Genomic DNA, 22,776 nt, shown 5'->3' on the forward strand with positions numbered 1-22,776 from the left:
AAAAATGAGAAGTATTTCAAAAATCACAAAATATTTACCTTAAATCTACGTAATTCGACAAAAAAACAACAAAAAAAGAACAATCGTGCTCCCACCTTACGACAAATTCCCAGTAAGGTATTGGGTATAATAACAGTATTGTTCAAACTATACATAAGGCAGGAGTCGGATACGAAGATGGCAGAGAAAAATTCAGGCCGTATTGAACTAGATGTAAAGGATATACTTAGGCAAATGGGAATTCCTCCAGAGAAGTGGCCACCGATAGTGAATTCACCATCCCAATAAATAGTCTAATTCATCATTCTCTCCGCTCGTACAAAAGCAATAAACCGTTTCGTTTCTTCCACCGTCAACTTACGCCCATCAATACTCAAATTAAACTTCTCCAATATTTCATCATCGGATAATTCCAAATGCTCGGCAAAATTGCGAACATCGTCACTAAGTACCGTTTGCGGATGAAGGGTGCGTCCAACCAGAAAATCAACGGATACTTGGTATAGATCGGCAAATTTTTTCAATGTCTCGGAATCCGGTTCCCGGCGATTTTTCTCGTAATGAGATAAAGCAGCACGTGAAATGCCTAGCTTTGCTGCGGTTTGCTCTTGTGTCCAGTGTCTGTCATCTCTCAATTGAGCAATTCTGCTGCCTATGTTCATATGACCCCTCCTAAAGGTTTGCTAAGCAAACCATCTTCGTAAGCATTAACTTTCGTTTGCGAAGCAAACTAGCATCGTAAGCATAGTCTTAGGTTTGCTAAGCAAACCATCTTCGTAAGCATAAACTTGCTTACAACATATAAACGGCAGGTTTTGCTATGCAAAACCTAGTTTGTATACACACTTATTGGATTATAACTGCTACACCTATATTAATACGGAAACGTTAGATTTGCATTTGTTGCAACGAAATGTCGCAAAAAATATTGTTAGACGTTTTTTTTGCTTGACATGATACATTTTGTATCTTAAAGTGAAGGAAAAGCTTGATACATAACGTATCAAATTATTTCCAAGTCATTATCACTTTATACCTATAAGGAGAAACAAATGGACGGTAAAGAGGAAAACTCACGCAGTAAGGTCCGTTTAAAGCTGAGGCCAGGCATTAAAGCAGGATTGAGGCTGCTCAATCGGCATGGCCAATTAATGAGTCCATCTACCGGAACGGTACTAGTGCTGAATGTAAGCCAGGAGGGTTTATGCTTTTGGTCTTCCTTAAGGCTCCCCGTACATCGGATGTACATGGTAGAAGTCCGCATGAAGCTTTCAGGCAAAAACATCCGGCTTCAGGGAAATGTTGTTTGGCGTAAACGAACGGATAATGTTTTCGAGTACGGTATGCATTTCCAGCCCCCACTGCTTATCAAATCCATTATTACCCGCCTATTAAACGAAGAATTACTCGCCCAACAGCCGCAGCAGCGGAAAATCCATCAGCTATATCGCAGTTTGAACGCAAGAAGCACTTTTGTCAAATGAGGAGGCTCTTCGGGTGAAACGTTGGGTGAAACGCTCGCTTATTATCGTCAGCACCGTATGTCTGGTCGCTGGCTTGGGAACGGCGCTATACAGCTGGTATCTATATGGAAAATTTAAAAAAACGGCTGCTGATATGTTCGAGCCCATCATTTCTACACCATACGTCAGCTCAGATTCGGAGCTGCAAATATCCGGCATAGAAGAAGCAATAACTGCGGAGAAGCCGTTCACCGTATTAGTAATGGGAGTAGATGAACGAACGAATGATCGCGGGCGTTCAGACACCATGATTGTCATGGGGGTGAATCCGCTCAAGCATTCGATCTTTATGTTCAACATTCCGCGGGATACGAGAACGGCTATTATTGGACATGGCACGACGGATAAAATAAACCATGCCTACGCTTTTGGCGGTGTAGAAATGTCAAAGCAGACGGTAGAGCATTTTCTTGATTATCCGATTGATTATTATATTCGGGTCAATATGGAAGGTTTCTCAAAAATCATAGACGAGCTTGGCGGAGTAACCGTCAACAATCCTTATGCTTTTGATTTCAGTGGTTATACGTTTGAGCAAGGGCCTATTCAGTTGAATGGAGAGCAGGCGCTGCTTTATTCCCGCATGAGATATGAGGACCCGAAGGGGGACAGGGGCAGAAATGACCGGCAGCGCGCCGTCCTAAAGCAGCTCATTTCCAATGTGTTTACCTTATATGGAGCTACGCAAATAAGCAATCTGCTTGTGGAGATGGGTGACAATGTAAGAACAAATATATCTTTTGATGAGATGAAAACCTTTTTTAAAGAATATGGGACCGGGATCGAAAAGGTGGACAGCATTGAAATAAGCGGCAGCGGAACGATGATTGATAAAGTATGGTATTACATCGTCGGTGATCAGGAGCGGGATCGAATTCACGAGCTTTTGAAAAAACAAATGAGCATAGAAACGGATGCGGTTTAAAGCTTTAGCTCCTATAAAAAAAGGATAAGGACCCTGACAAATCGTTGTCAGGGTTCGATGTTTCTGTAAGGCGACAAAATTTGAGTTTTCTGTTGACATTATTCGCTAAATACCATAAAATATAAACAAACAGATACATTACGTAACATTTTACATACATTATGATACATTAAGTATACAAGGAGTGATTAGGTGATTCAGCCTCAGGAGCAGTTCTATTGCGTCGGATGCCAAAACATGATACCTACTGGGCAAGCGAATGTGTTGTTCCGAACCGGATTTTTCCGTGTAGTAAATCGGCTAGGTTGTTGTAGAGCCTGTGCTCAGGCCCAAGCTGGCCATGCTAACAAGTTGGAGGCACAAATGCAAGGCGCAACAGGCGGAGTCATCCCGTTAACTGCTAAATCTGATTTTGATCCCTATCAAACGAGCTTTTATCCTGAATCCCAAAGCCTCCTGACTACAGAAGTTGTGTAGCAGGAGGCTTTTTCTAAGATTCGTGTACATATTCCAATCGTTTCCTTATTCGATTATACTAGGTAAGGTTAGTTGTAGTTAGAATAATGTTAGATCATTATTAGATTGCTAATTGAAATGTGACAGGACATGCGGTTAATTGGAGAAGGAGGAAATAAAAATTGGAGCAGCCAATCGTACAAATGCTAAATGTAACGAAGCGCATCGGCAAACGGACGATCGTTGATCATCTCAGCCTTGACTTGCCGGCTGGTGAAGTATTCGGCTTCCTCGGCCCGAATGGCGCAGGCAAAACGACAATGATTCGAATGATGGTCGGCCTCATTTCAATAACGGAAGGCGAGATCAAAATTGATGGTCACAGCATCTCAAAGCAATTTGAGAAAGCGATTCGCCATGTTGGTGCCATTGTCGAAAATCCCGAGATGTACAAATATATGACCGGTTATCAAAATTTGGTTCATTTTGCCCGAATGGTTCCAGGTGTTGAGCATTCACGTATTCAGGAGGTGACGGAGCTTGTCGGGCTTGGCTCACGCATTCATGATAAAGTGAATACCTATTCGCTTGGGATGCGGCAGCGGCTTGGTGTAGCACAGGCGATTTTGCATCGTCCAAAGCTGCTCATTCTGGATGAGCCGACGAACGGACTTGATCCCATGGGCATCCGCGAGCTGCGGGATTATTTGCAAAGGCTGGCCAAGCAGGAGGGACTGGCCATATTTGTCTCCAGCCATTTGCTTGCCGAGATGGAGCTGATGTGCGACCGGGTAGCCATTATCCAGCAGGGCAAGCTAGTGGAGGTCGTCCAGGTCGAGAAGAATAGGGAGCCGGAACAGACGGCAACGCAGCGGGTTGTTTTTGATGTGGACGATTTAGAGTCGGCGCTGGCTGTTGCGGCAGATGAGGGAATAGCAGGGGAACGGGCTGGCCAAGCCATTGCCATTGGAGCGGATAAAGAAGCGGTCGCTATCTTTAATGCAAAGCTTGTAGCGGCGGGCATTAAAGTATACGGCATTCAGGCACAGCATCAATCTTTAGAGGATCGGTTCCTCGAGAAGACGGGGGGCGGTCATATTGCATAACTTCAGCAAGCTGCTATTGAATGAAAATATGAAAATATACCTCCGTACAAGAACTTGGATTATGACGGGCCTGCTGCTGGCATTGGTTGTATTTATGACCGTACCCGTTTATTTTATGTCCAAAGACAGTGCGATATCGATGTGGACACTTGTAAAATATGAATCAGCTGTAGGTTATTTGCTTATTGCCATGTTCACATCCGTCGTTGCGGCGGGGAGCGTTGCTGAGGAGTTCACGAGCGGAACGATCAAGCTGCTGCTTATTCGCCCGTGGATGAGATGGAAAATTTTATTGTCCAAATATATTTCAGTCGTGCTGTTCGCGCTGTTACAGGTTGTGCTGCTTTATGCCTTTACTATTGCGTTCAATTTTTTATTTTTTGACCATACGAATGTAACGGCGGCAGAAATTCACGGTTTTTTCGTTGATGATGGCCAATTTGAAGGCTCGGCGGCAGTATATAATATGAAATATTATTTGATGCGCTTTATTGCCCTGCTTGTGACCTCGATGATAGCGTTTATGCTGTCAACGGTATTCCGGAGCGGCGGGCTAGCTATCGGGCTTTCCATTTTTCTCGTATTTTCCTCCATTTCCATCGGTCCATTTATCGGGCTGATGAATTATAAATGGGTGGACTACTTGTTTTTCGTCCAATTGGATTTGGTGCCTTATTTGACCGGAAACGTTGGCGACCGGACGCTCGGCTTCGCGATAAGCGTGCTTGCCGTCTATTATGCGCTATTTGCAGCGCTCACCTGGTTTGTATTCTCTAAGCGTGACGTTGGCGCGTAGTGAAGCCTCATAAGCATGATGGGAGCTGGGAGCTCGCCCTGACTGAGTTCGCAGAAAAAAAGAAGCCTTGCCAGCCAGACTTCTGAATAGGGCGGATAAGCTGGATAAATGAAAGAGTACAAGGCAGGCGATAACTCGCCTGCCCTGTTTTCGTATGTTCAAAAATAAGTGAAGCTTTTTTGCACAGGATGTTCCCAAATGCTGCTAGCAGGCTGCTTCCCCTAATCCAATCCGTTTGGTTGTTCTATGTGTTTTCAGCTGATTGCTTCAAGCTGCTCTTATTAAGCTTATAATGCGGTTCATTGGCACACGCTGGACGCTTGCTAGACGGCCTGACGGGCCTTATCCCGATTGCTGCCGTCCTTAGCAGCATTATCTTTGCCTGCGCTGTCTGTTTCCGAAAGCGGGCGTGTGAGCGGGGCCTGAGCCCGTTCCATATGGCAGCTGCCATTAAAGCTTCCGCCATCTTGAATAATTAAGGAATGGGCATTAATGTTTCCTGTGATTTGCCCGGTTGCAGTAATCGTGAGCCGGCCCTTCGTCGTAATATCTCCGAATAGTTTGCCTGCTACAGTCAAATCCTTCGCCGTTATATTTGAACGAGCTACCCCAGATTCACCAATGATGACATCTCCAACACATTCAATGTCTCCACGATATTCGCCTTCAATACGCAGGCCCGCTTCACATATGAGCTTACCTTCTGCATGGGTACCCTGCCCGATCAGTGTATCCGTGGGGGATATTCGTTTGTTTTCCTTAAAGATAGACATAGAAAAACCTCCTTGTTTCACAGCTTAGGATGGTTGAAGCAAGTAGGGCAAAGGATTGACAGCCTCGTCGCCTTGCATAATTTGAAAATGAAGATGAGGCCCCGTGCTTCTGCCTGTAGAGCCTAGCAGGCCGATTTTCTCGCCCCGCACGACCTGTTCTCCTTCCTTGGCTTCTATGCTTTGCATATGCATATAGACGCTGTTCAGCCCGTTATGATGGTCAATAATGATATAGTTGCCCTCAGAGCCTCCAGTACCGACTTCCTTAATCGTTCCATCCGCTGCGCTGAAAACTGGGTCGCCTGCTTTACCGCCAATATCAATGCCAGCATGAAAGACAGCTTTCCCTGTAAAAGGATCTTTGCGGTAGCCGAAGCTGGATGTGAGCTTCTTCGAATAGGTAGGCCAGCCTGATGGATAGGAATCAACCTGCTGCCTTCTTATCTGTGCTTGCCGCAGCGTCTGCGCCATCGTTTCCTCCAAAGAGTCGATCATTGCGCTTAACGAGTGAACGTCAAATGAGGTAGAGGAAGCCAAAGCTCGAAAGGACATCCCGCTCGTTTGCAAGGAATCGCTCGCATCATAACCGGCTTGCTGTGCCAAAGCCTGCTCGCGCTTGTACAACTGTTCAGTTTGTTGCTGAGGCTTGTGGCTGCTCGTGTCTATCCCAGAGTCAGAGCTGCCATATTTGTCGATAAACTGTTTGAGCTTGTTTTCCAGTGCGAGCAGCTCATCTACACGCGTCTGCATGTCCTCGGTTTGCTGAGCAAGGCTCGCCAGCTGCTGCTGCAGGGCGAGGATCGTCTCATCCTTATTGGCGACGGTATGCTGATACTGCTGCAATTGTTCATCCTGCTGTGTCGCCTGCTCCTGCAGCTGCGCCTCAAGCTCATGCAGCTCGAGTACCGATTTGAGCTGGAGGGCGGCAAAACAGCCCGACACGGCAAGTGCAGCTGCGGCAGGGGCTGCAATGACGGATCGCTTTGAGACATGAAACTGCTTGACGGTTTTGTCGGCGCCGCGCATGACTACAAACGACCACTTTGAATTAGAAGATCGATTCAATAGAGGTTTCTCCTTCCGGCCGGTATGAGAATTTAGAACGTTCTAATGCAATTTATTCTGCCGCGGCGGGAAACATGTCAGAAAAATAGGAAAAGCGCCTCCCAGGGAACGCCCTAAAACGGGTTTATGCGTAAAGCATGCATAGATTCAACCGTTTACAGACGAGGCCAGAAAGGCGCTTATTCGTGTGCCAATTGCTTATTTGGTCTCAATAGATGCTAGTGCTTGCTGCATCGCAGTAGTGAAGCTGAAGTCGCGTCCCTGCGATTGTTCTGGAGGCAATGTCGCAAGCTGGGCGATACGCCGCTCCACTTCCGCTTTAAGCTCCAGCACACGCTCGCGGTAGCTCTCTGCATTTCCGGCATCACTGCTCATTGCCGCGACATACTCAACTATCGCGTGATCATAAAACTCGATATCCCAACGGAATTTGCTAATGCCTTCTTCCAATACTTGGAGCATCTCTGTTGTTTTGCCGTCCTTTTTGTCATTTTGATATTGGGCCATAATGAACGAACGGTTGTAAGGATCATTGGCTTTGCCGCTTGCAAGCGTCTGCTGCGCTTCTTCTTTCATGGAAGCATTTTGCGTCTGCTCATAGGCTTGCATCAGCCATTCATATTTAGTCAGGTTAAACACAGATTGATCAGGAGAAATCTTAATGGCCTTATTGAGTGAAGGCAGCAGTTGGTTGAGCTGTGCCCTCCCAGCGGCAGCCGTATTATACGCATCCTGAAACGTGCTGTTTGCGCCGTTCGCGCGTGCGGAGCCGACTAGCAGGACAATTGCGAGCACGCCGATGGCAGATGGATAGATCCATTTTACAGCGCTGCGCTGTACAGATTTTTCTGCTCCTTGTTTAAACACTAGCGATTTGCCATATGGCGCAATCATAGCGCCTAAGCTAATGAACAGCAAAGCGCTCAAATAGACGTAGCTCATATCAAAATCGATGGCGCTATGCAGCAGCAGCGTCGTTGCCAAAATAAAAAAGATCAAGTGGCTGCCCCGACGTTCAGGATAACGAATGTACGAGCGAATATACAAGTAATAGATGTACACGAGCAGTCCAATCAGTGCAGCAAATCCAATCCAGCCTACCTCAACTAGCGTTTGAATGAAGAAGCTGTGCGCCTGTCTGCTCCAATAAGGATTGTTTTGGTATTGCTCATATAGAGCCTGCCAGCTGCCTCCCCCAGCTCCGAGCAGCGGATAGTCTTTGGCAACCTTAAGGCCATCCTCATAGAAGGTCCAGCGTTCGAGAACGCTGTGCTGCTGCAAGTTGATGTTTTCGAATCGGGAAGCCATTTTCTCAGGCAGCAGATCGCGGATGCCGTCGCTTGTAATAAGTAATACGGCTGCTAATAGTCCAACAACGACAATAGCAGCGGGAAAAGCAGCAAACGCCCATTTGCGCTGCGCAAGACGTGCACTTTTATTATCGATCCACGGGAACAGCTTCTTGTGAATTAGCATGATCAGTCCTGCATTAACAAGGGCTGATCCAGCAAGCAATGCCCAGCTTTGCAGCGGCAGCTTGTCGAACATCGAAATCGTCGTCGCCACTTTTGTTTCGGTCGGCTGGACAATCGCGGAAATCGCTTCTGTATTAGCCGTGATTTTGCCCAAAATAACGAGCGTCAGTAAAGCGGATAGACCAGCATAGACGACATAGGCAAATTGTCTTGCCAGCTTCAGGAAAGGCAGAAGTACAATAAGCATCACTGGAATAATAACGAGGGCGCCCCGCGAATAAGCGAGAAAAAAAGAAATTAAAATTGGTACGAGCATAATAGAATTAGCTAGGCGCATATACCAGCGCTCACAGGTTGCTGCATAATAAGCGGCGATCAGAAAGATGGCAATTAGGAAGCCGGCGTATGTATTGGAATATTGAAAGACTGAGCTAAGCCGGTAGCCATCGTGGGCGAGCCACATTGCATCCTTGTAATATTGCTGGCCGAACAAGTTCAGCAGGCCGAAAAATACGATTAAATAGGCAGAGAGCACAACGCCATATTCCAGCCATTTTCGCATCTGTACTTTTCCAGCGGCATATAGACTGGTCAGAAACAGGGCAGCGAGCAGGAAAAAGACAAACGTCATAAATTTGGCATAATAGCTGGAGACGGCCTGCATCGAAGAGAGCCAATAGATGGTCGGCAGCAGCAAAACAGCAATCGACAGCACGCTGCGATGGTTGTTCAGTTTCCAGTCCGTAAGATAAGCGTACAGGGCGGTTGCGGCGAGTAGAATGTAGCCATAGATGGCCGCGCTGTAAATGGGAGACTCAAAGCCATATTCATAGCCATTGAACAATCCGCGCTCGTATGGGAAAATAAGGACGAACAAAGCCAAGCCAAGCGTCAGTAACCCTTGCAACAGCGGTTGCTCTTTAGACAATTCCGCTGTATTTTGTGTTGCTTTTTTCCTTGCACTCATTAATATGTACTCCTTGTATGCGTAGTAGATTTCTTCATAGTACTATTTTAACAAATGATGGGGGCTGATTCCATAATAACCACATTTTAATAGTCTATAAGCTAGTTATTTTAAAGTAGCTATATAGGAATAGAAGTGAGTGTTATTCCAACGGTTCATTTCCGAGGGATAAATGTCTACGGTTTCGACACTAAAGTATTCTGACAGTAAAAGAAGCTCTTTCTTTTGATGCCTATAGATAGAAAAATAATCATGACCAATCTCACTTGAATATTTATTTATAATGACGTCCTCGTTAACGCCCGATTGATGTTTAACAATTAACTTGCCGTTAGGCTTCAACATCATTGCACAGTTTTTATATATTTTACTTACTAGTTCATCATCAACAACGTATTGTAATACTCCAAATAGAAGAATGGCATCATATTTAATATCATCATTATAATTAGTAACGTCAGAAACAACTGTTTCTAAATTGGGTTTATCCGAGCGGAAACGCAGTAATTCCTCATGCTTCTCTACCCCTCTAATAAAAGAAGCGTGATCAGCCAATAGGTTGGTTAGCGTACATGTGCCACAGCCTAGATCCAGTATTTTTGACTGAGCTGGAACTTGTTTAATAATGAATTGATAGTCATATTCAAGCATTTGATCATCTTTTGTAAAATGTGTGGCTACTCTAGGGTCCTCTATTTTAGCTCTTGATTCCCAAAAATCATCGATTATCTTTTGATTCATTCGAAAGGCACCCCATTAATAATTTTCTTTTACCCATTTGACAGCAGACTCATAGTCAGAGGGGGTATCTATTTCAATGGACCTAACGAAAACCCCCTTGATGGGCAGAAGATTATTTACCATCTCGAATACATGACCCTTAGTTGCAGTTACATTTTCATGATTAAGCTGCAGTAAGCCAGTCCATTCAAAGGTGCCATTTTTTCGGGAAAATGATGTGACTTTCTTATCATTGTCGAATTCATCTAGCTCCACATATACAGGCTCCTCTGTGGATGGGATGCAGTAGCCCAAGCACTCTTCATTGATAGATAGAAATTTTAAAAGATCCTCGGGATGTACAAGCAAATCACCATCCAAAGAAACAACCATTCCATTTGAATATTGGGCACCAAGGGATAGGCTTGCTCCTGTACCTGTATTAGTGTAGTTGTGATTGAAGATGAAGGTAACATCTTTTCGGATTTTTAATACCGTTTCTATCACTTGCTTGGCTTGAAAACCAACTACGATTCGTATATCTTTAAAATCTTTTAACAAATCTAATTGCCACTGAATAATCGGTTTATCTAATATTTTCACCAGTGCTTTCGTAGTACCCATGCCAAGACGAGAGCCAACTCCGGCACAGCTTATAACAATTGTTTTAGAAACTGACATAATTTCACCTCATCGTAAATAGCATGTGTTGCACAGGCAAGTACGGAATCAGCAGGCGCATGCACACCGCCATAACCGATTCCAATCGTTGCATTTTTTATCATTCCGGCATCATTGTTTCCTTCGCCAATGGCTACGAAGGGCTTAGGAACATGCAAAGCTACCGTTTCTTTGTCCAATATGGATTCTATTCCGATAACGAAGTCATCTTTGCTGATTGCAATCGAAGTATAACTTTTAACCCCAATACGATCACAAAGTGGCTTGACCCAAACATCCAGATTTCCAGTTACGATAAAACATTGTTCCTTATACTCTTGTATAAATGCAAGAATTTGAGGATTTAAAGGAATAGAGTCAACAATTTCTCTGACCTTTGAAATTTTTATATTTTTGAATAACTCAACTCGTTGTTGAAAACTAATATGGAACGGTATCATCCCGTTTATTGTTTTGTAAGTGAGCTCATTTACTTCCTCAAATATGCCTACTTCCTTAGCGATTTCCGGGAGCAACTCTTTTTGCGTAATTGTACCGTCCAAATCAAATAAGAATTTCCAGTTCATAAAATGCTCCTTCTATTTATACAGATAAAATTTTAGTTGCGAGTTCAAAGTTAAAAGGGAGTATGAATTCGGGAGCGTTTCGGACCGGCATATCCCCAGCTTTAATTTGTTCTATAGTCTTCATGCAGTCTTCTAAGGGGAGAGACGTAATACTTGAGATACCTATGCTATAAGACAATTGTTCTTGGCGGGGAACGACATTGTCCAATACATTTAGAACCATTCTCCCACTTAATCCAGCTTCAATAGTAACAGAGGTTGTTGAGTTGGTAATGATAATATCGTTTGAATGAATCAAGTCTAAAATATTCGTATGAGAAGGAAAGATATTAACCCCTTTTTTCTTCAAATAGGACTCGAATTCAAGTACGTTTGGCCAAAAAGGCAGCTTGATCCCTATACCTTTATCAAATAGCGGTTTCCAAAATTCATAAGTGAAGTCGTAGCCTTTTTTGAAATAATAGCCTATTGAGGACATTGCAAAAGCTACACGCAAATCTTCCCCGGCTACATAATGACTTGGCGGGGTGTTTTTTTGCTTTTTAATCCAACCAACCTCAACCACCTCAGCATAGCGTTTTAAATGATTAAGATTAGGCAGGGGGGAGAGAAAAACATCAAACAAGGAAAGCCACATACTATCTTGTGGAAGAACAGGTGTTACTAGATCATGCGGATAATAAATGCACTTTTTAGGTTTTAAATATTCAATAACCTCCAGCGCACTTATGATTCCATCGTCCTGGTAATAAGGGGAGAAGTTTTTTTTATCCATAAACAAATGAGCAGATGTTATAAAAACAATATCCTTGCCTCGGAGCGGTTTAATAACGTCGATAGCATTTTGTTGCTTCATCATATCAATTTCGATACAATTGTAATTTAAGTCTTTCATATATTGGTATAAAGGATGTAGCACATATTCGGAACCTTCACCAAATCCAAAAAAAAGATAGATTCTATTGTTAGTCATTTTCTAATCCTTTCATGACGCGTCTCTCTGCTGTGTAGACAACCAATAAAGTAGACAAGCCGGCTTCGTAAGCATCATTAAGAATCTGTTCATTGCCTTCTAGGTAGTAATAGCTGTTCGTTGCGTGAAAATATCTACTTGTCGGCCCTAGCGTACTGTATTGCCCATTATTATAAAATAGGGTTGACGAAACTTCAAAAAAACCATTTGTATGCAGAATTTCTCTAACTTTCGAATCATTTACAAGATGTTGGGTGATATTTTGGGAGCTATTATAAACCTCTTCTCCGAACAGATTATGTTTACTATCTATCCCATTCAACTTCATGTCCATTATACAAAAGCTGAGATTTCTAGATCCGTTTTCTGGTACAATCGTCTCTCCTAAATAGTTGAAGATGAATTTATTGTCACCAGGAACAACAGTGATTTTTTCTGAAAATACTAATTGCTCATTTAAATTATAGGTCTTATTTAAACCGCATCCATTGACTGTGAAAAATTCTGTACCGAAATGGCTTAGACTATGGCTTGTCCATTCCAGTTGAAAGGAATGAGTTTCATTCGTATTATTACGGATATTAATGCATGCTTCCTTATTTACGCCTTCAATCCAACGGAAATAAGTATCTCCAATTTCAACGTTGCTAAAGCCATACTCCCATGAAACCAATATAGGAGTTGTACTCGCAAAGACGGAAAAGACCATTTTTCCTGTTACTGCTTCTGCAAAATCCTTTATGGCTCCAGAGGTCAATAAATATTTGGAGAGCACAGGACTTCCAACAAACACCGCATCCAAATCTTGTGCTAATTGTGGTAAAGCGGAAGGGTAGCTGGCTGTGAAGTAATCATTGTTGGAATCGGCTGTATAGAGGGATAACAGGTTCTCTAGGGACATTGGGTTAATTAGTTTGATATTATGGGACAAGTCTTTATACAATTTCGGCCAATGAGATATTACAGCTATATTTGTGCCCTGATTAAATGTTGAAATCAGTTGGTCAATGCTTACATATTCAAATACTTCATATTCTATTTTTTTAGATGTGCTTTCAAGTTGATAACTAAAATTATTATTAAGTGCTGATTGACTTACCCCTGTTATGTTTTGTTGAGGTAGATTATTCAATATCAATTTTAGTGTATCGGTTTTTTTAGTATGCTTTCTATCTTCATTTGATTGCACGTTTTGTTGTAGGATAATTAGGTTTTCTTCCAAAGTTACTAGTTTGTTAGTTAAGATTGCATTCGATTGTTCTAGCGATGCGATATGCTGCTGAATAGATGTCATATGCTGCTGAAGATTAGAAGCTATCTGATTCAAAATTGGATTCGCTAGTTTGTAATAAATTTTTTTGAAAATTTTCAAATCATCATCCCCAATTAAACAAAGTTGAAACGAGCGACTTTATTAAGTAATAAAATTATATCACACTAAGAATGATATCCTAACCCTAATACAATTGCACCTCTTTTGTATGGTCAAACATTTATATGGAGTTATGGTTTAGGATAGTTATGTAGCTAATAGATCTTTTTTGAACCGGAATAATGAATCTACTAGCTGATACGATTATTGGGGGGAGAAGGAATCAGAGAAAAGTTGAACCCATATTTAAAGAATCTAGGTTTCTATTTCAGAAAGAGTTGGATACTTAAAGTCTAATGTACTTTAAATCAAATTTAGTTAATGAAGGAGTTCATCATGAATCCAAATACACGCTATGATTGGATTGATTTTTTAAAGGCGCTTGCTATGATAGCTGTTGTGTTAAACCACACATACAATATTATTTTCACAGATAGAGTGCTGTTACTGCATACAATTTTCTCGGTAACAATGTTTGTGTTTGTTGCGGGGATAACAGCTGCTATTTCTATAGATAGGCAAAAGGAAGTTAAACCAAAATTTATAATGAGAAGAATATCAGGTATATTAATCCCATATACTTTAGCGGCACTTATGTATAATCTTTATGTATATAAAGGAGTTTTTAGTCTGAGTGGTTTTTTCGTTGAACTAATAACCTTCTCTTATCCAGCAATGTATTATATAGCGTTCTTTATTCAACTTGTACTAATTTCCACCCTACTTTTTAAGATTATCAAAGCGCAACACAAGTCTCCCTTAATAATATTAGTCATTGGTTTGATATATTTTTTGTCTGTATATTTAACGGAAAATACAATTGTATCGAACATAGCTCTTGCTGGAGGGAATATTTTAGGTGGGACTTATTTATTTGTTTATGCTTTAGGTATACTATTTTACATGTGGATGCCAAAGCCTTCGAATATGAAAACGAATTTAATTTTTTTAGTGTTGTGTATGGCAGGGTTGATCTTCTTTGAAAATAGAGGTTATATATTTAATTCATGGTCTAACCCACCTACTGAACTTACAATGCTCTATACTCTTCTTATATTCGGCATAGTTTTTAGTGTTTTCAACGTTTCATATAGTAGAATTCGATATATTAAAAAAGGATTAACTTTATTTAATTATATAGGTAAGCATTCATTGTATATTTACCTCTACCATTTTCTTTTTATAAGAATTGCTACAGAACATAACTAGGGATTCAATCGAATGTGATAAATGCAATTTGGATATTATTCTGTGCAATGGTACTGCCTTTATTAATAGCTTATATCACAAATAGGTATATTAAACCTAATTTCAAGCAATTATTCTTCTATCATAACGAGAGTGCTAAATAACCAAGCAGAATATACCTCTGAGAAAATAGATTGATTCGATATAGCGGGGCATCTGTTGTAGGGAGAAAATTCAGTGGCGAGTATAGATCACTATCATTTAGCGTTGACTAAAAATGGAATGAGAAAATTTGGTTTGCGCTACGTAGCAGTTTTCACTTCGTTATGCTCGACGTAGGAATGGATTTACCGTATACTTATTTCGACAAAGCTTTCTTCCTTTCATAATAAATCGACAAGGTATCCAATTGAATGTGATACAAATCCTTACAATAATATCTTTGGTGGTGTCTGTAATAAAAAGAATAATTTCTCGTTTTTTATATAAAACGTCCAGTTTTTTAAAACCGGTGTTGGTTCGTCTAGTTCCTTCTACTATCAGGCGTTATGCTAAGGAAAAGTTATTAGCAACAGCTGAACCTATAAATAAAAGCACGTTTAAAATTCGTAATAATGGTGCTCTTAAGGGAGTTAATTTACTTGGTTATGCTAGAGCTGAAATGGGAGTTGGTGAATCGTGCAGATTAGCTGCAAACAGCTTAAACGCAGCCAATATACCGTTTGGAATTCTTAACTTTACAGGTACTAGCAGCTCAAGGATGGCTGACACAACCTGGATGCATAAAGAAGTATCAGAGCCAACCTTCGATGTTAATGTGTTTCATATCAATGCGGAACAGATGCCTGAGATAAATGTGTTATATGGTAATACATTATTTGAGGGAAAATACAATATTGGTTATTGGCACTGGGAGTTGTCGGAGTTTCCTGACGAGTGGCTTAATAGCTTTAGATATGTGGATGAGATTTGGGTTCCCTCTACCTTTGTTGGGGATGCCATAGCACTAAAAAGTCCTGTTCCGGTTGTAAAAATTCCGCACTCTATAGAAGTGAAAATAAAGGAAGATCGGGACCGTTCATATTTCGAATTACCAGAGGCAGCCTTTCTTTTTCTTACAATGTACGATGTGAAAAGTTCTCAGGAGCGTAAAAATCCCCGTGCGTCCATTATTGCGTTCAAATTAGCTTTTGAACCAAATAATTTGAAGGTTGGATTGGTAGTTAAAATCAACCGTTATAAGAGCAATGACAACGATTTGATTTTACTTAAAGAGTTGATTGGCGAGTATCAAAATATTTACTTATTAGATGAAACGATTAGTAGAAATGATGTCAATGCTTTAATTAGCATAACAGATTGTTTTATCTCGTTACATCGCAGCGAGGGATTTGGTCTGGGCTTCGCAGAGGCCATGTATCTCGGTAAACCAGTGATTGGCACGAATTGGTCCTCTAATGTGGATTTCATGAATGAGAAAAATGCATGTCTTGTCGATTATGAGTTAGTGCAATTAGGACAAGATTATGGGCCATATAAGTCGGAGCAGCATTGGGCGGAGCCTGACGTGCACCATGCCGCAGAATATATGAAAAAGCTGGTGAACGATCAACCATATTATGAGAGGATTGCTGCTGGAGGGGAAAGGTACATAAAAGAGTTTCACTCTCCAATTGTAATTGGGAAGCTAATTCAAAAAAGACTGGACTATATTTATAACTGGCAGTTTGGAGGATGAGATGACAACAACTTGTTTGATTATGGCGGGTGGAAAAGGCGAAAGATTCTGGCCTAGAAGCCGTGTGAACTTGCCAAAGCAGTTTCTGAATATATCGGGCAACAAATCGATGATTCAGCAAACCATTGATCGGTTGCAAATTTTTATACCTATTGAGCAAATTTTTATTATTACGAATGAGTTATATGCTGAATTAATTAAGGCTCAAATTCCTAATCTACCTGCGGATAACATTATTATAGAGCCTATCGGACGCAATACTGCTCCTTGTGTAGGGCTTGCTTCAATTATTATTGAAGAGAAGTATCCTGACAGCTCGATGATTGTAATACCATCGGATCATATCATTAAAAACGAAACTGAATTTGTGAATATATTGCAAACAGCAGTGTTGGCCAGCAAAGAAGGAGAGAACTTGATTACCTTAGGAATTACTCCTACTTATCCAGAAACAGGGTACGGGTATATAGAGAGTACGGATGAAACTTTCGAATTAAATGGTTTGAATGTTCATAAAGTGAACAAATTCGTAGAGAAACCAAATGAAGAAAAAGCGAATGATTATCTAAAAGCAGGAAATTACTATTGGAATAGCGGCATTTTCGTATGGAGAGTAGCTGTTGTCAGAGATTATATTCGAAAGCTCATGCCTGAAATGCATGATTTATTAGAGACAATGAAAATGGCGTTTAAAGAAAATGATAGAAATACGATTATTAAAGCTGAATTCCCAAAAATGCCTGATCAGTCAATCGATTACGGGATTATGGAAAAAGCAAGCGATATACATGTGATTCCCTGCATTTTCGGCTGGGATGATGTAGGCAGTTGGACCGCATTGGAACGTATAAATGATGTTGATGATAATGGTAATGTGACCAATGGCAACACATTAAATATCGATACCAAACGATGTATTATTGAAAGTAACGGTAAGCTCATTGCTACTTTAGGTGTTGAGGATTTAATTATTGTAGAGACTGAAGATGTGACCCTGATTTGTAAGAAAGACAAGGCCCAAGAGATAAAATCTCTAATTAAAGAGCTTAAAATTCAAAAGTTAGAGCGATACTTATAATGAAATTATATAAGAAGCAACTTAAACATTATTAATAAGGGGAAATAAGAATGACACAAAAACGTGCACTAATTACAGGAGTTACTGGACAAGACGGATCGTACCTGGCGGACTTATTATTAGAAAAAGGGTACAAGGTGTTTGCACTAAGAAGAAGAACAAGTGTACCTGTACTGGAGAACATCGAACATATTCAAGATAAAATTGAAATTATTGATGGCGATTTACTTGATTTGAGTTCACTTATTCACGCGATGAAAATTTCAAATCCGGATGAAGTATATAATTTGGCCGCGCAGTCTTTTGTGGGAACTTCTTGGGATCAGCCTATTCTAACAGGGCAAGTGACTGCTATTGGCGTAAGTAATATGCTCGAAGCCGTGCGTATCGTTAAGCCTGATGCCCGTTATTATCAAGCATCGAGCAGTGAAATGTTTGGTAAAGTAGTGGAAACTCCCCAGACAGAGGCTACTCCTTTTTATCCGAGAAGCCCTTATGGTGTAGCAAAGGTATATGGTCATTGGATGACTGTAAATTATCGCGAAAGCTTCAATATGTTTGCATGCTCAGGCATATTGTTTAATCATGAATCACCACGTCGAGGTATTGAATTTGTAACAAGGAAAATAACGAATGCTGTCGCAAGAATCAAGTTAGGGTTGCAAACAGAACTGCGGTTGGGCAATCTTGATGCTATGCGCGATTGGGGATTCGCCAAGGACTATGTTGAATGTATGTGGCTGATGCTTCAACAGGAGCAACCAGATGATTATGTTATTGCTACTGGGGAAATGCACTCTGTCCGAGAGTTTTGTGAAATAGCATTCAGCTATGTAGGTTTGAATTATGAAGATTATGTCGTTACAGACCCTAAATTCTTCAGAGCGGCTGAAGTAGACCTGTTGCTTGGCAACCCGGCTAAAGCGATCAGCAAATTGGGTTGGAATCCACAAAAGACAACATTCAAGCAGCTTGTACAGCTAATGGTAGATACGGATTTGAAAAAAGAAAAACATAAACATAGCGACATATTAGTAGCTGGGCCTAAAGTTTAAAGAAAGAGAGGTTTCAATGAAAGCTCTTATAACTGGAGTAAGCGGCTTTGTAGGCAGTTTTTTGAGTGAAGAGTTATTAGCTAACAATTTTGAGGTTGTTGGGCTGTCACGGACACCTTCCTCAAATAAAAATATAGAATATAGGAAATGCGATATTCTTGATGAAGGTAAGCTAAAACAAATACTTCAAGAGGTTAAACCGGACCATATCTATCATCTTGCTGGCTCTGCATTTATCCCTATATCTTATGAGCGGCCCATCGAAACTTACCGTACCATTGTCAATGGGACTCTTTCGTTGTATGAGATCATAAGAAATCTGGAGATAGACTCCAAGGTGTTATATGTTGGTTCAGCTGAAGTCTATGGAATCGGCAAGGGGGTCCCTTTTACGGAGGAAGATCTTTTTCATCCTACTAATCCCTATGCTGGGGCTAAGGCTGCAGCAGATGTAATAAGTGAACAATATGCCAAAGCCTACAACATGAAAATTATAAGAGTTCGTCCATTTAATCATACTGGCCCTAAGCAATCATCTGAATTCGTATGTTCAAATTTTGCGAAGCAGATTGCGCTTTTAGAGAATGAAGGTAAACAAAATATTCGTGTAGGGAACATTAATGTCAGCAGAGATTTTTTGGATGTGAGAGATGTCGTTCATGCCTACCTGTTGTTGATGAAACACGGTAAGGTGGGAGAGGTTTATAACGTTTCTTCAAATAAATCAGTATCGATAGGGGAACTATTGAATTCCTTGCTTTTATTTTCAAATATTCAAAATCCTACTGTGGAAATAGATAGCAGCAAAGTGCGGAAAAAAGATACTTTTGTTCGTGTAGGTGACAGCACGAAGCTGCAAGGTGATACAGGCTGGTACCCTAAACATGATTTGAAAGATACGATGAGAGATCTTCTTGCCTACTGGAGAGAACATAGCTTTAATAGCTAAGGTTTAAGAGGGAGGCAGTTTACGATGGCTAATAAAGTAGTTGTTGTGGGCGGAGGAGGGCACGCGAAGGTAATTATTGATATCCTCCAAACGTCAGGCAATTATGAGGTTGTGGGTTTTACATCTCAATCAGATAAAGAACGAAGTCTATGTGGCACTCCTTATTTAGGGGATGATTCCACACTAGAGGAGCTTTATCGTTCAGGCATTCAGTCATTTTTCACAGCAGTAGGGGATAATAAAATACGCAGAAAAATATTCGATAGACTAGTTGAAATGGGATTTAAGTCTGTAAATGCAATAAGCCCATTCGCATGTGTTTCGTCCTACGCAACAATTGGAGAAGGCGTTATTATCATGCCTGGTGCCATAATTAATGCGTATGCTTGCATTGGAGATAATGTAATTATCAACACTAAAGCAAGCGTGGATCACGATTGCTGCATTGGCAGTCATGTTCATATTGCTCCAGGCAGCACGATAGCTGGTTCTGTTTCTATTGGAGAAGGAACATTTATTGGAGCGGGCAGTACTCTTATACCAGGCATAGAGGTTGGCGGATGGTCAGTTATCGGAGCTGGTTCAGTAGTCATTTCTAATATACCGTCAAATGTAAAAGTAGTAGGTGTACCAGCAAAAAAATATATAAATAAGGATGGAGAACTATGAAGGCAGTCAAAAGTATACCATTGGCAGTACCCGTGCTTAACGGCAATGAAAAAAAATATGTAATGGATTGTCTTGAAACAGGATGGATTTCTTCAAATGGCAAGTATGTAAATGAGTTTGAAAAGAAATTTGCGGAGTTTTGCGGTGTGGAACATGCTTTATCATGTGCGAATGGGACAGTGGCACTTCATTTACCCCTATTAGCTTATGAGGTTGGACCAGGTGATGAAATCATTATTCCTACTTTTACTTATATCGCTACAGCGAATGCTGTCAAATATTGTGGAGCAACGCCTGTTCTAATTGATTGTGAGCCAAATACTTGGAATATTGATCCTAAGCTCATTGAAGAAAAAATAACGGATAAAACTAAAGGAATTATTGTTGTACATCTATACGGACATCCTGTGGATATGGATCCAATAATGGAAATTGCCAAAAAGCACAATTTGTTTGTAATCGAAGATGCAGCTGAAGCACATGGTGCAGAGTATAAAGGCAAAATCGTTGGATCGATTGGCGACGTCGGCACCTTTAGCTTTTTTGGAAATAAGATTATTTCCACTGGAGAAGGTGGAATGATTACAACAAACAATAGTGAAATAGCTGCCAAAATGAAGCTTCTTAGAGGTCAAGGTATGGATCCTGAAAGAAGATATTGGTTTAATATTGTAGGCTACAATTATCGTATGACCAATATGCAAGCCGCAGTTGGTTTGGGACAGTTGGAAAATATCGATTGGCATCTCAATGGACGTAAAAAAGTAGCTAATGCTTATATCAAACAATTAGCCCCATATTCTGAGCTATTTACTATGCAGCCAGAGCTTTCATGGGCTAAACATTCTTATTGGATGGTATCTGTATTGTTGACGGATAAAGTTAAAATAAGCCGTGATGCCTTAATGAAGCTTTTGGAAATAGACGGAATAGAGACGAGACCTTTATTTTATCCTATGCATCAGATGCCACCTTATTTTGAAGATTCGACTTATCCGACTTCAGATCACATTTCTGTGAGGGGACTTAATATCCCGACTAATGCCTTGTTAATAGATACTGATATCAGCTACATATGTGAGAGGCTCGTGTTCCACTGCACAAATAACAGCTAATAAGAAATTAATAAGGAAGACCTTCGGAGGTAACACATTGAGTGGATATATGAAGAAAATATATCGTACCAGATATTTCTGGTCACATCTTGTAAGAGCAGAGTTGAAAAATAAATTCAGACGTTCCAAGTTGGGAATACTATGGACATTTATGAATCCTTTGCTTCTTACATTATTGATGTCAACCGTTTTTGGTACGGTGTTTAATATGTCAATTGTGGATTATGCACCTTATGTATTATCTGGCATTATTGTTTGGGAGCTTATAAGCGGTTCTTTTATCGGTGGTGGTCATTCTATTATGACCGGTGAGCAATATATACGACAATTTAATCATCCAATACTAATTTATACATTAAAGACTGCTCTAGTATTTACGATTACTTTCGTAATAGCAATGATCTCTTTGCTGGTATGGATTCTGTTTATTAATCCACAAAATATTATTTTGGGAATTATAACATTACCGTTGACCACTCTCTTATACTTCTTTATGTCCTGGGCTATTACGACAATAGCTGGATTTACGAATATTAAATATCGGGACTATCCACAAGTAATAGCTTTAATTATTCAGGCTGTGTGGTATGTGTCCCCTGTTTTCTTTAAAAAAGAAATGTTTTCATCAAGTCCAGCCTTGGAAACATTTATGGATATTAATCCAATAACTCATATATTAGCTCTAATTAGAGAGCCTTTTCTATACGGCTCTATGCCGTCGATGATTGATTACGCATACACGCTCGGTGCCATACTCATATTAGGTAGTTTAGCCATTTGGATCAATGCTAGAAATCAAAGTAAAGTTATTTTTTATCTATAACAGATAAGAGGAAATTAATATGGACAATTGTTTTATTAATCTTGAAAATGTTGATTTATATTATCCGTCTCATATTTATAATGCGACCACTTTAAAACAAGAAGTTTTTTCCATGTTAAAGCTGCAAAAGAAGAAAGAAAAACTTGATAATGTACATGCACTTAGAAACTTTAGCCTGAAAGTAAATGAAGGCGAGAAACTAGGAATTATTGGACATAATGGTGCGGGTAAAAGCACTCTGTTAAAAACAATAGCAGGGGTATACCCCATTAAATCAGGTCGTATTGATGTGAAGGGCGAGATCCGTTCCTTATTTGATCTTTCTCTAGGATTTGACCTTGAGTCAACGGGCAGGGAAAATATTATGTACCGTGGACTCTTACTAGGTGAGACACCGAAAGCAATAAGAAAGCAAGAACAAGAGATTATAGACTTTGCAGGGCTTGGTGAATTTATTGACTACCCGATTCGTTCCTATTCATCTGGCATGCTGATTCGTCTGGCATTTGCGATTTCGACTTCAATACCTGGTGAAATTCTTTTACTTGATGAAGTTATTGGTGCAGGAGATGCTTCTTTTGCGGTTAAAGCGAAGGAACGAATGACGGGACTTATGAGTCAGGCCAAAATCCTTGTACTAGTATCTCATGATCTTAACACAATAAAGGAAGTATGCGATCGAGTTATTTTAGTTAAACAAGGGCAAATAATTAAGGATGGAAATCCAGAAGAGGTTATTGAATTCTATAAACAAACCGTATAA

22 protein-coding genes are annotated in these 22,776 nt (G+C 40.5%); 13 read left to right on the forward strand and 9 right to left on the reverse strand.

The annotated features are described in order from the left end of the window. Positions 1-293: 293 nt before the first annotated feature. The gene (locus ABEW34_RS15330) at positions 294-662 is read right to left on the reverse strand and encodes a helix-turn-helix domain-containing protein (protein WP_046228883.1); all 369 of its coding nucleotides are present in this window, start codon (positions 660-662) and stop codon (positions 294-296) included. A gap of 390 nt (positions 663-1,052) precedes the next feature. On the opposite strand from ABEW34_RS15330, the gene ABEW34_RS15335 reads away from it, so the two are divergent. The 4 genes from ABEW34_RS15335 (at position 1,053) to ABEW34_RS15350 (ending at position 4,806) form a co-directional block, all read left to right on the forward strand. After that, positions 1,053-1,484, forward strand: a complete 432-nt coding sequence (locus ABEW34_RS15335; RefSeq protein WP_430160068.1) for a PilZ domain-containing protein — start codon at positions 1,053-1,055, stop codon at positions 1,482-1,484. Between the two features lie 13 nt (positions 1,485-1,497). Then, positions 1,498-2,448: an LCP family protein gene (locus tag ABEW34_RS15340; protein WP_430160069.1), complete on the forward strand. Its 951-nt coding sequence runs from the start codon at positions 1,498-1,500 to the stop codon at positions 2,446-2,448. Positions 2,449-3,107: 659 nt separating this feature from the next. After that, entirely contained in the window at positions 3,108-4,010 is a 903-nt protein-coding gene (locus tag ABEW34_RS15345; RefSeq protein ID WP_430160216.1) for an ABC transporter ATP-binding protein, read from the forward strand. Further along, positions 4,003-4,806, forward strand: coding sequence for an ABC transporter permease (locus ABEW34_RS15350; RefSeq protein ID WP_430160070.1), 804 nt, complete (start codon positions 4,003-4,005; stop codon positions 4,804-4,806). Before ABEW34_RS15345 ends, ABEW34_RS15350 begins: the two co-directional genes overlap by 8 nt. A 323-nt stretch (positions 4,807-5,129) precedes the next feature. Here the strand turns inward: ABEW34_RS15350 and ABEW34_RS15355 are convergent, their stop codons facing one another. The 8 genes from ABEW34_RS15355 to ABEW34_RS15390 form a co-directional block, all read right to left on the reverse strand. Next, positions 5,130-5,579, reverse strand: coding sequence for a bactofilin family protein (locus ABEW34_RS15355; RefSeq protein WP_430160071.1), 450 nt, complete (start codon positions 5,577-5,579; stop codon positions 5,130-5,132). 24 nt (positions 5,580-5,603) lie between these two features. Further along, a complete protein-coding gene (locus ABEW34_RS15360; protein WP_430160072.1) occupies positions 5,604-6,644 on the reverse strand; it encodes a M23 family metallopeptidase in 1,041 nt (346 codons plus the stop codon). Between the two features lie 198 nt (positions 6,645-6,842). Continuing rightward, entirely contained in the window at positions 6,843-9,086 is a 2,244-nt protein-coding gene (locus ABEW34_RS15365) for an O-antigen ligase family protein (protein ID WP_430160073.1), read from the reverse strand. Between the two features lie 105 nt (positions 9,087-9,191). Next, positions 9,192-9,827: a class I SAM-dependent methyltransferase gene (locus tag ABEW34_RS15370; RefSeq protein ID WP_430160074.1), complete on the reverse strand. Its 636-nt coding sequence runs from the start codon at positions 9,825-9,827 to the stop codon at positions 9,192-9,194. 15 nt (positions 9,828-9,842) lie between these two features. After that, complete coding sequence (locus ABEW34_RS15375) at positions 9,843-10,487, reverse strand: NTP transferase domain-containing protein (protein WP_430160075.1); 645 nt, start codon at positions 10,485-10,487, stop codon at positions 9,843-9,845. Further along, complete coding sequence (locus ABEW34_RS15380) at positions 10,460-11,053, reverse strand: HAD-IB family phosphatase (RefSeq protein WP_430160076.1); 594 nt, start codon at positions 11,051-11,053, stop codon at positions 10,460-10,462. Before ABEW34_RS15380 ends, ABEW34_RS15375 begins: the two co-directional genes overlap by 28 nt. Before the next feature lie 16 nt (positions 11,054-11,069). Next, the gene (locus ABEW34_RS15385) at positions 11,070-12,026 is read right to left on the reverse strand and encodes a hypothetical protein (RefSeq protein WP_430160077.1); all 957 of its coding nucleotides are present in this window, start codon (positions 12,024-12,026) and stop codon (positions 11,070-11,072) included. After that, positions 12,019-13,398, reverse strand: coding sequence for a hypothetical protein (locus ABEW34_RS15390; protein ID WP_430160078.1), 1,380 nt, complete (start codon positions 13,396-13,398; stop codon positions 12,019-12,021). The genes ABEW34_RS15385 and ABEW34_RS15390 overlap by 8 nt, the downstream gene beginning before the upstream one ends. 336 nt (positions 13,399-13,734) lie before the next feature. Here ABEW34_RS15390 and ABEW34_RS15395 point away from each other — a divergent pair, with 336 nt between their 5' ends. The 9 genes from ABEW34_RS15395 (at position 13,735) to ABEW34_RS15435 (ending at position 22,776) form a co-directional block, all read left to right on the forward strand. After that, the gene (locus ABEW34_RS15395) at positions 13,735-14,607 is read left to right on the forward strand and encodes an acyltransferase family protein (protein ID WP_430160079.1); all 873 of its coding nucleotides are present in this window, start codon (positions 13,735-13,737) and stop codon (positions 14,605-14,607) included. A 394-nt stretch (positions 14,608-15,001) separates the two neighbouring features. Next, a complete protein-coding gene (locus tag ABEW34_RS15400; protein WP_430160217.1) occupies positions 15,002-16,324 on the forward strand; it encodes a glycosyltransferase in 1,323 nt (440 codons plus the stop codon). A gap of 1 nt (position 16,325) precedes the next feature. Further along, entirely contained in the window at positions 16,326-17,402 is a 1,077-nt protein-coding gene (locus ABEW34_RS15405) for a mannose-1-phosphate guanylyltransferase (protein ID WP_430160080.1), read from the forward strand. 50 nt (positions 17,403-17,452) lie between these two features. Beyond that, entirely contained in the window at positions 17,453-18,457 is a 1,005-nt protein-coding gene (gene gmd, locus ABEW34_RS15410; protein WP_430160081.1) for a GDP-mannose 4,6-dehydratase, read from the forward strand. A 16-nt stretch (positions 18,458-18,473) separates the two neighbouring features. Next, complete coding sequence (locus tag ABEW34_RS15415; protein WP_430160082.1) at positions 18,474-19,406, forward strand: GDP-mannose 4,6-dehydratase; 933 nt, start codon at positions 18,474-18,476, stop codon at positions 19,404-19,406. A gap of 24 nt (positions 19,407-19,430) precedes the next feature. After that, the gene (locus tag ABEW34_RS15420; protein WP_430160083.1) at positions 19,431-20,075 is read left to right on the forward strand and encodes an acetyltransferase; all 645 of its coding nucleotides are present in this window, start codon (positions 19,431-19,433) and stop codon (positions 20,073-20,075) included. Then, positions 20,072-21,190, forward strand: coding sequence for a DegT/DnrJ/EryC1/StrS family aminotransferase (locus ABEW34_RS15425; protein WP_430160084.1), 1,119 nt, complete (start codon positions 20,072-20,074; stop codon positions 21,188-21,190). The genes ABEW34_RS15420 and ABEW34_RS15425 overlap by 4 nt, the downstream gene beginning before the upstream one ends. A 37-nt stretch (positions 21,191-21,227) precedes the next feature. Then, positions 21,228-22,013 carry an ABC transporter permease gene (locus ABEW34_RS15430; protein ID WP_430160085.1) on the forward strand — a complete coding sequence of 262 codons (786 nt, stop codon included), beginning with the start codon at positions 21,228-21,230 and terminating at the stop codon, positions 22,011-22,013. A 19-nt stretch (positions 22,014-22,032) separates the two neighbouring features. Continuing rightward, entirely contained in the window at positions 22,033-22,776 is a 744-nt protein-coding gene (locus ABEW34_RS15435; protein WP_430160086.1) for an ABC transporter ATP-binding protein, read from the forward strand.

Origin of the sequence: Paenibacillus algorifonticola (genome assembly GCF_050481745.1) — a bacterium.
Classification (GTDB): Bacteria; Bacillota; Bacilli; order Paenibacillales; family Paenibacillaceae; genus Pristimantibacillus; species Pristimantibacillus algorifonticola_A.

Excerpts from the sequence above, each read along its gene's own strand:
- ABEW34_RS15330 (WP_046228883.1), bottom strand. The coding sequence starts at position 662 with ATGAACATAGGCAGCAGAATTGCTCAATTGAGAGATGACAGACACTGG.
- ABEW34_RS15335 (WP_430160068.1), top strand. The coding sequence starts at position 1,053 with ATGGACGGTAAAGAGGAAAACTCACGCAGTAAGGTCCGTTTAAAGCTG.
- ABEW34_RS15345 (WP_430160216.1), top strand. The coding sequence starts at position 3,108 with ATGCTAAATGTAACGAAGCGCATCGGCAAACGGACGATCGTTGATCAT.
- ABEW34_RS15355 (WP_430160071.1), bottom strand. The coding sequence starts at position 5,579 with ATGTCTATCTTTAAGGAAAACAAACGAATATCCCCCACGGATACACTG.
- ABEW34_RS15365 (WP_430160073.1), bottom strand. The coding sequence starts at position 9,086 with ATGAGTGCAAGGAAAAAAGCAACACAAAATACAGCGGAATTGTCTAAA.
- ABEW34_RS15370 (WP_430160074.1), bottom strand. The coding sequence starts at position 9,827 with ATGAATCAAAAGATAATCGATGATTTTTGGGAATCAAGAGCTAAAATA.
- ABEW34_RS15375 (WP_430160075.1), bottom strand. The coding sequence starts at position 10,487 with ATGTCAGTTTCTAAAACAATTGTTATAAGCTGTGCCGGAGTTGGCTCT.
- ABEW34_RS15380 (WP_430160076.1), bottom strand. The coding sequence starts at position 11,053 with ATGAACTGGAAATTCTTATTTGATTTGGACGGTACAATTACGCAAAAA.
- ABEW34_RS15385 (WP_430160077.1), bottom strand. The coding sequence starts at position 12,026 with ATGACTAACAATAGAATCTATCTTTTTTTTGGATTTGGTGAAGGTTCC.
- ABEW34_RS15395 (WP_430160079.1), top strand. The coding sequence starts at position 13,735 with ATGAATCCAAATACACGCTATGATTGGATTGATTTTTTAAAGGCGCTT.
- ABEW34_RS15405 (WP_430160080.1), top strand. The coding sequence starts at position 16,326 with ATGACAACAACTTGTTTGATTATGGCGGGTGGAAAAGGCGAAAGATTC.
- gmd (WP_430160081.1), top strand. The coding sequence starts at position 17,453 with ATGACACAAAAACGTGCACTAATTACAGGAGTTACTGGACAAGACGGA.
- ABEW34_RS15415 (WP_430160082.1), top strand. The coding sequence starts at position 18,474 with ATGAAAGCTCTTATAACTGGAGTAAGCGGCTTTGTAGGCAGTTTTTTG.
- ABEW34_RS15420 (WP_430160083.1), top strand. The coding sequence starts at position 19,431 with ATGGCTAATAAAGTAGTTGTTGTGGGCGGAGGAGGGCACGCGAAGGTA.
- ABEW34_RS15425 (WP_430160084.1), top strand. The coding sequence starts at position 20,072 with ATGAAGGCAGTCAAAAGTATACCATTGGCAGTACCCGTGCTTAACGGC.
- ABEW34_RS15435 (WP_430160086.1), top strand. The coding sequence starts at position 22,033 with ATGGACAATTGTTTTATTAATCTTGAAAATGTTGATTTATATTATCCG.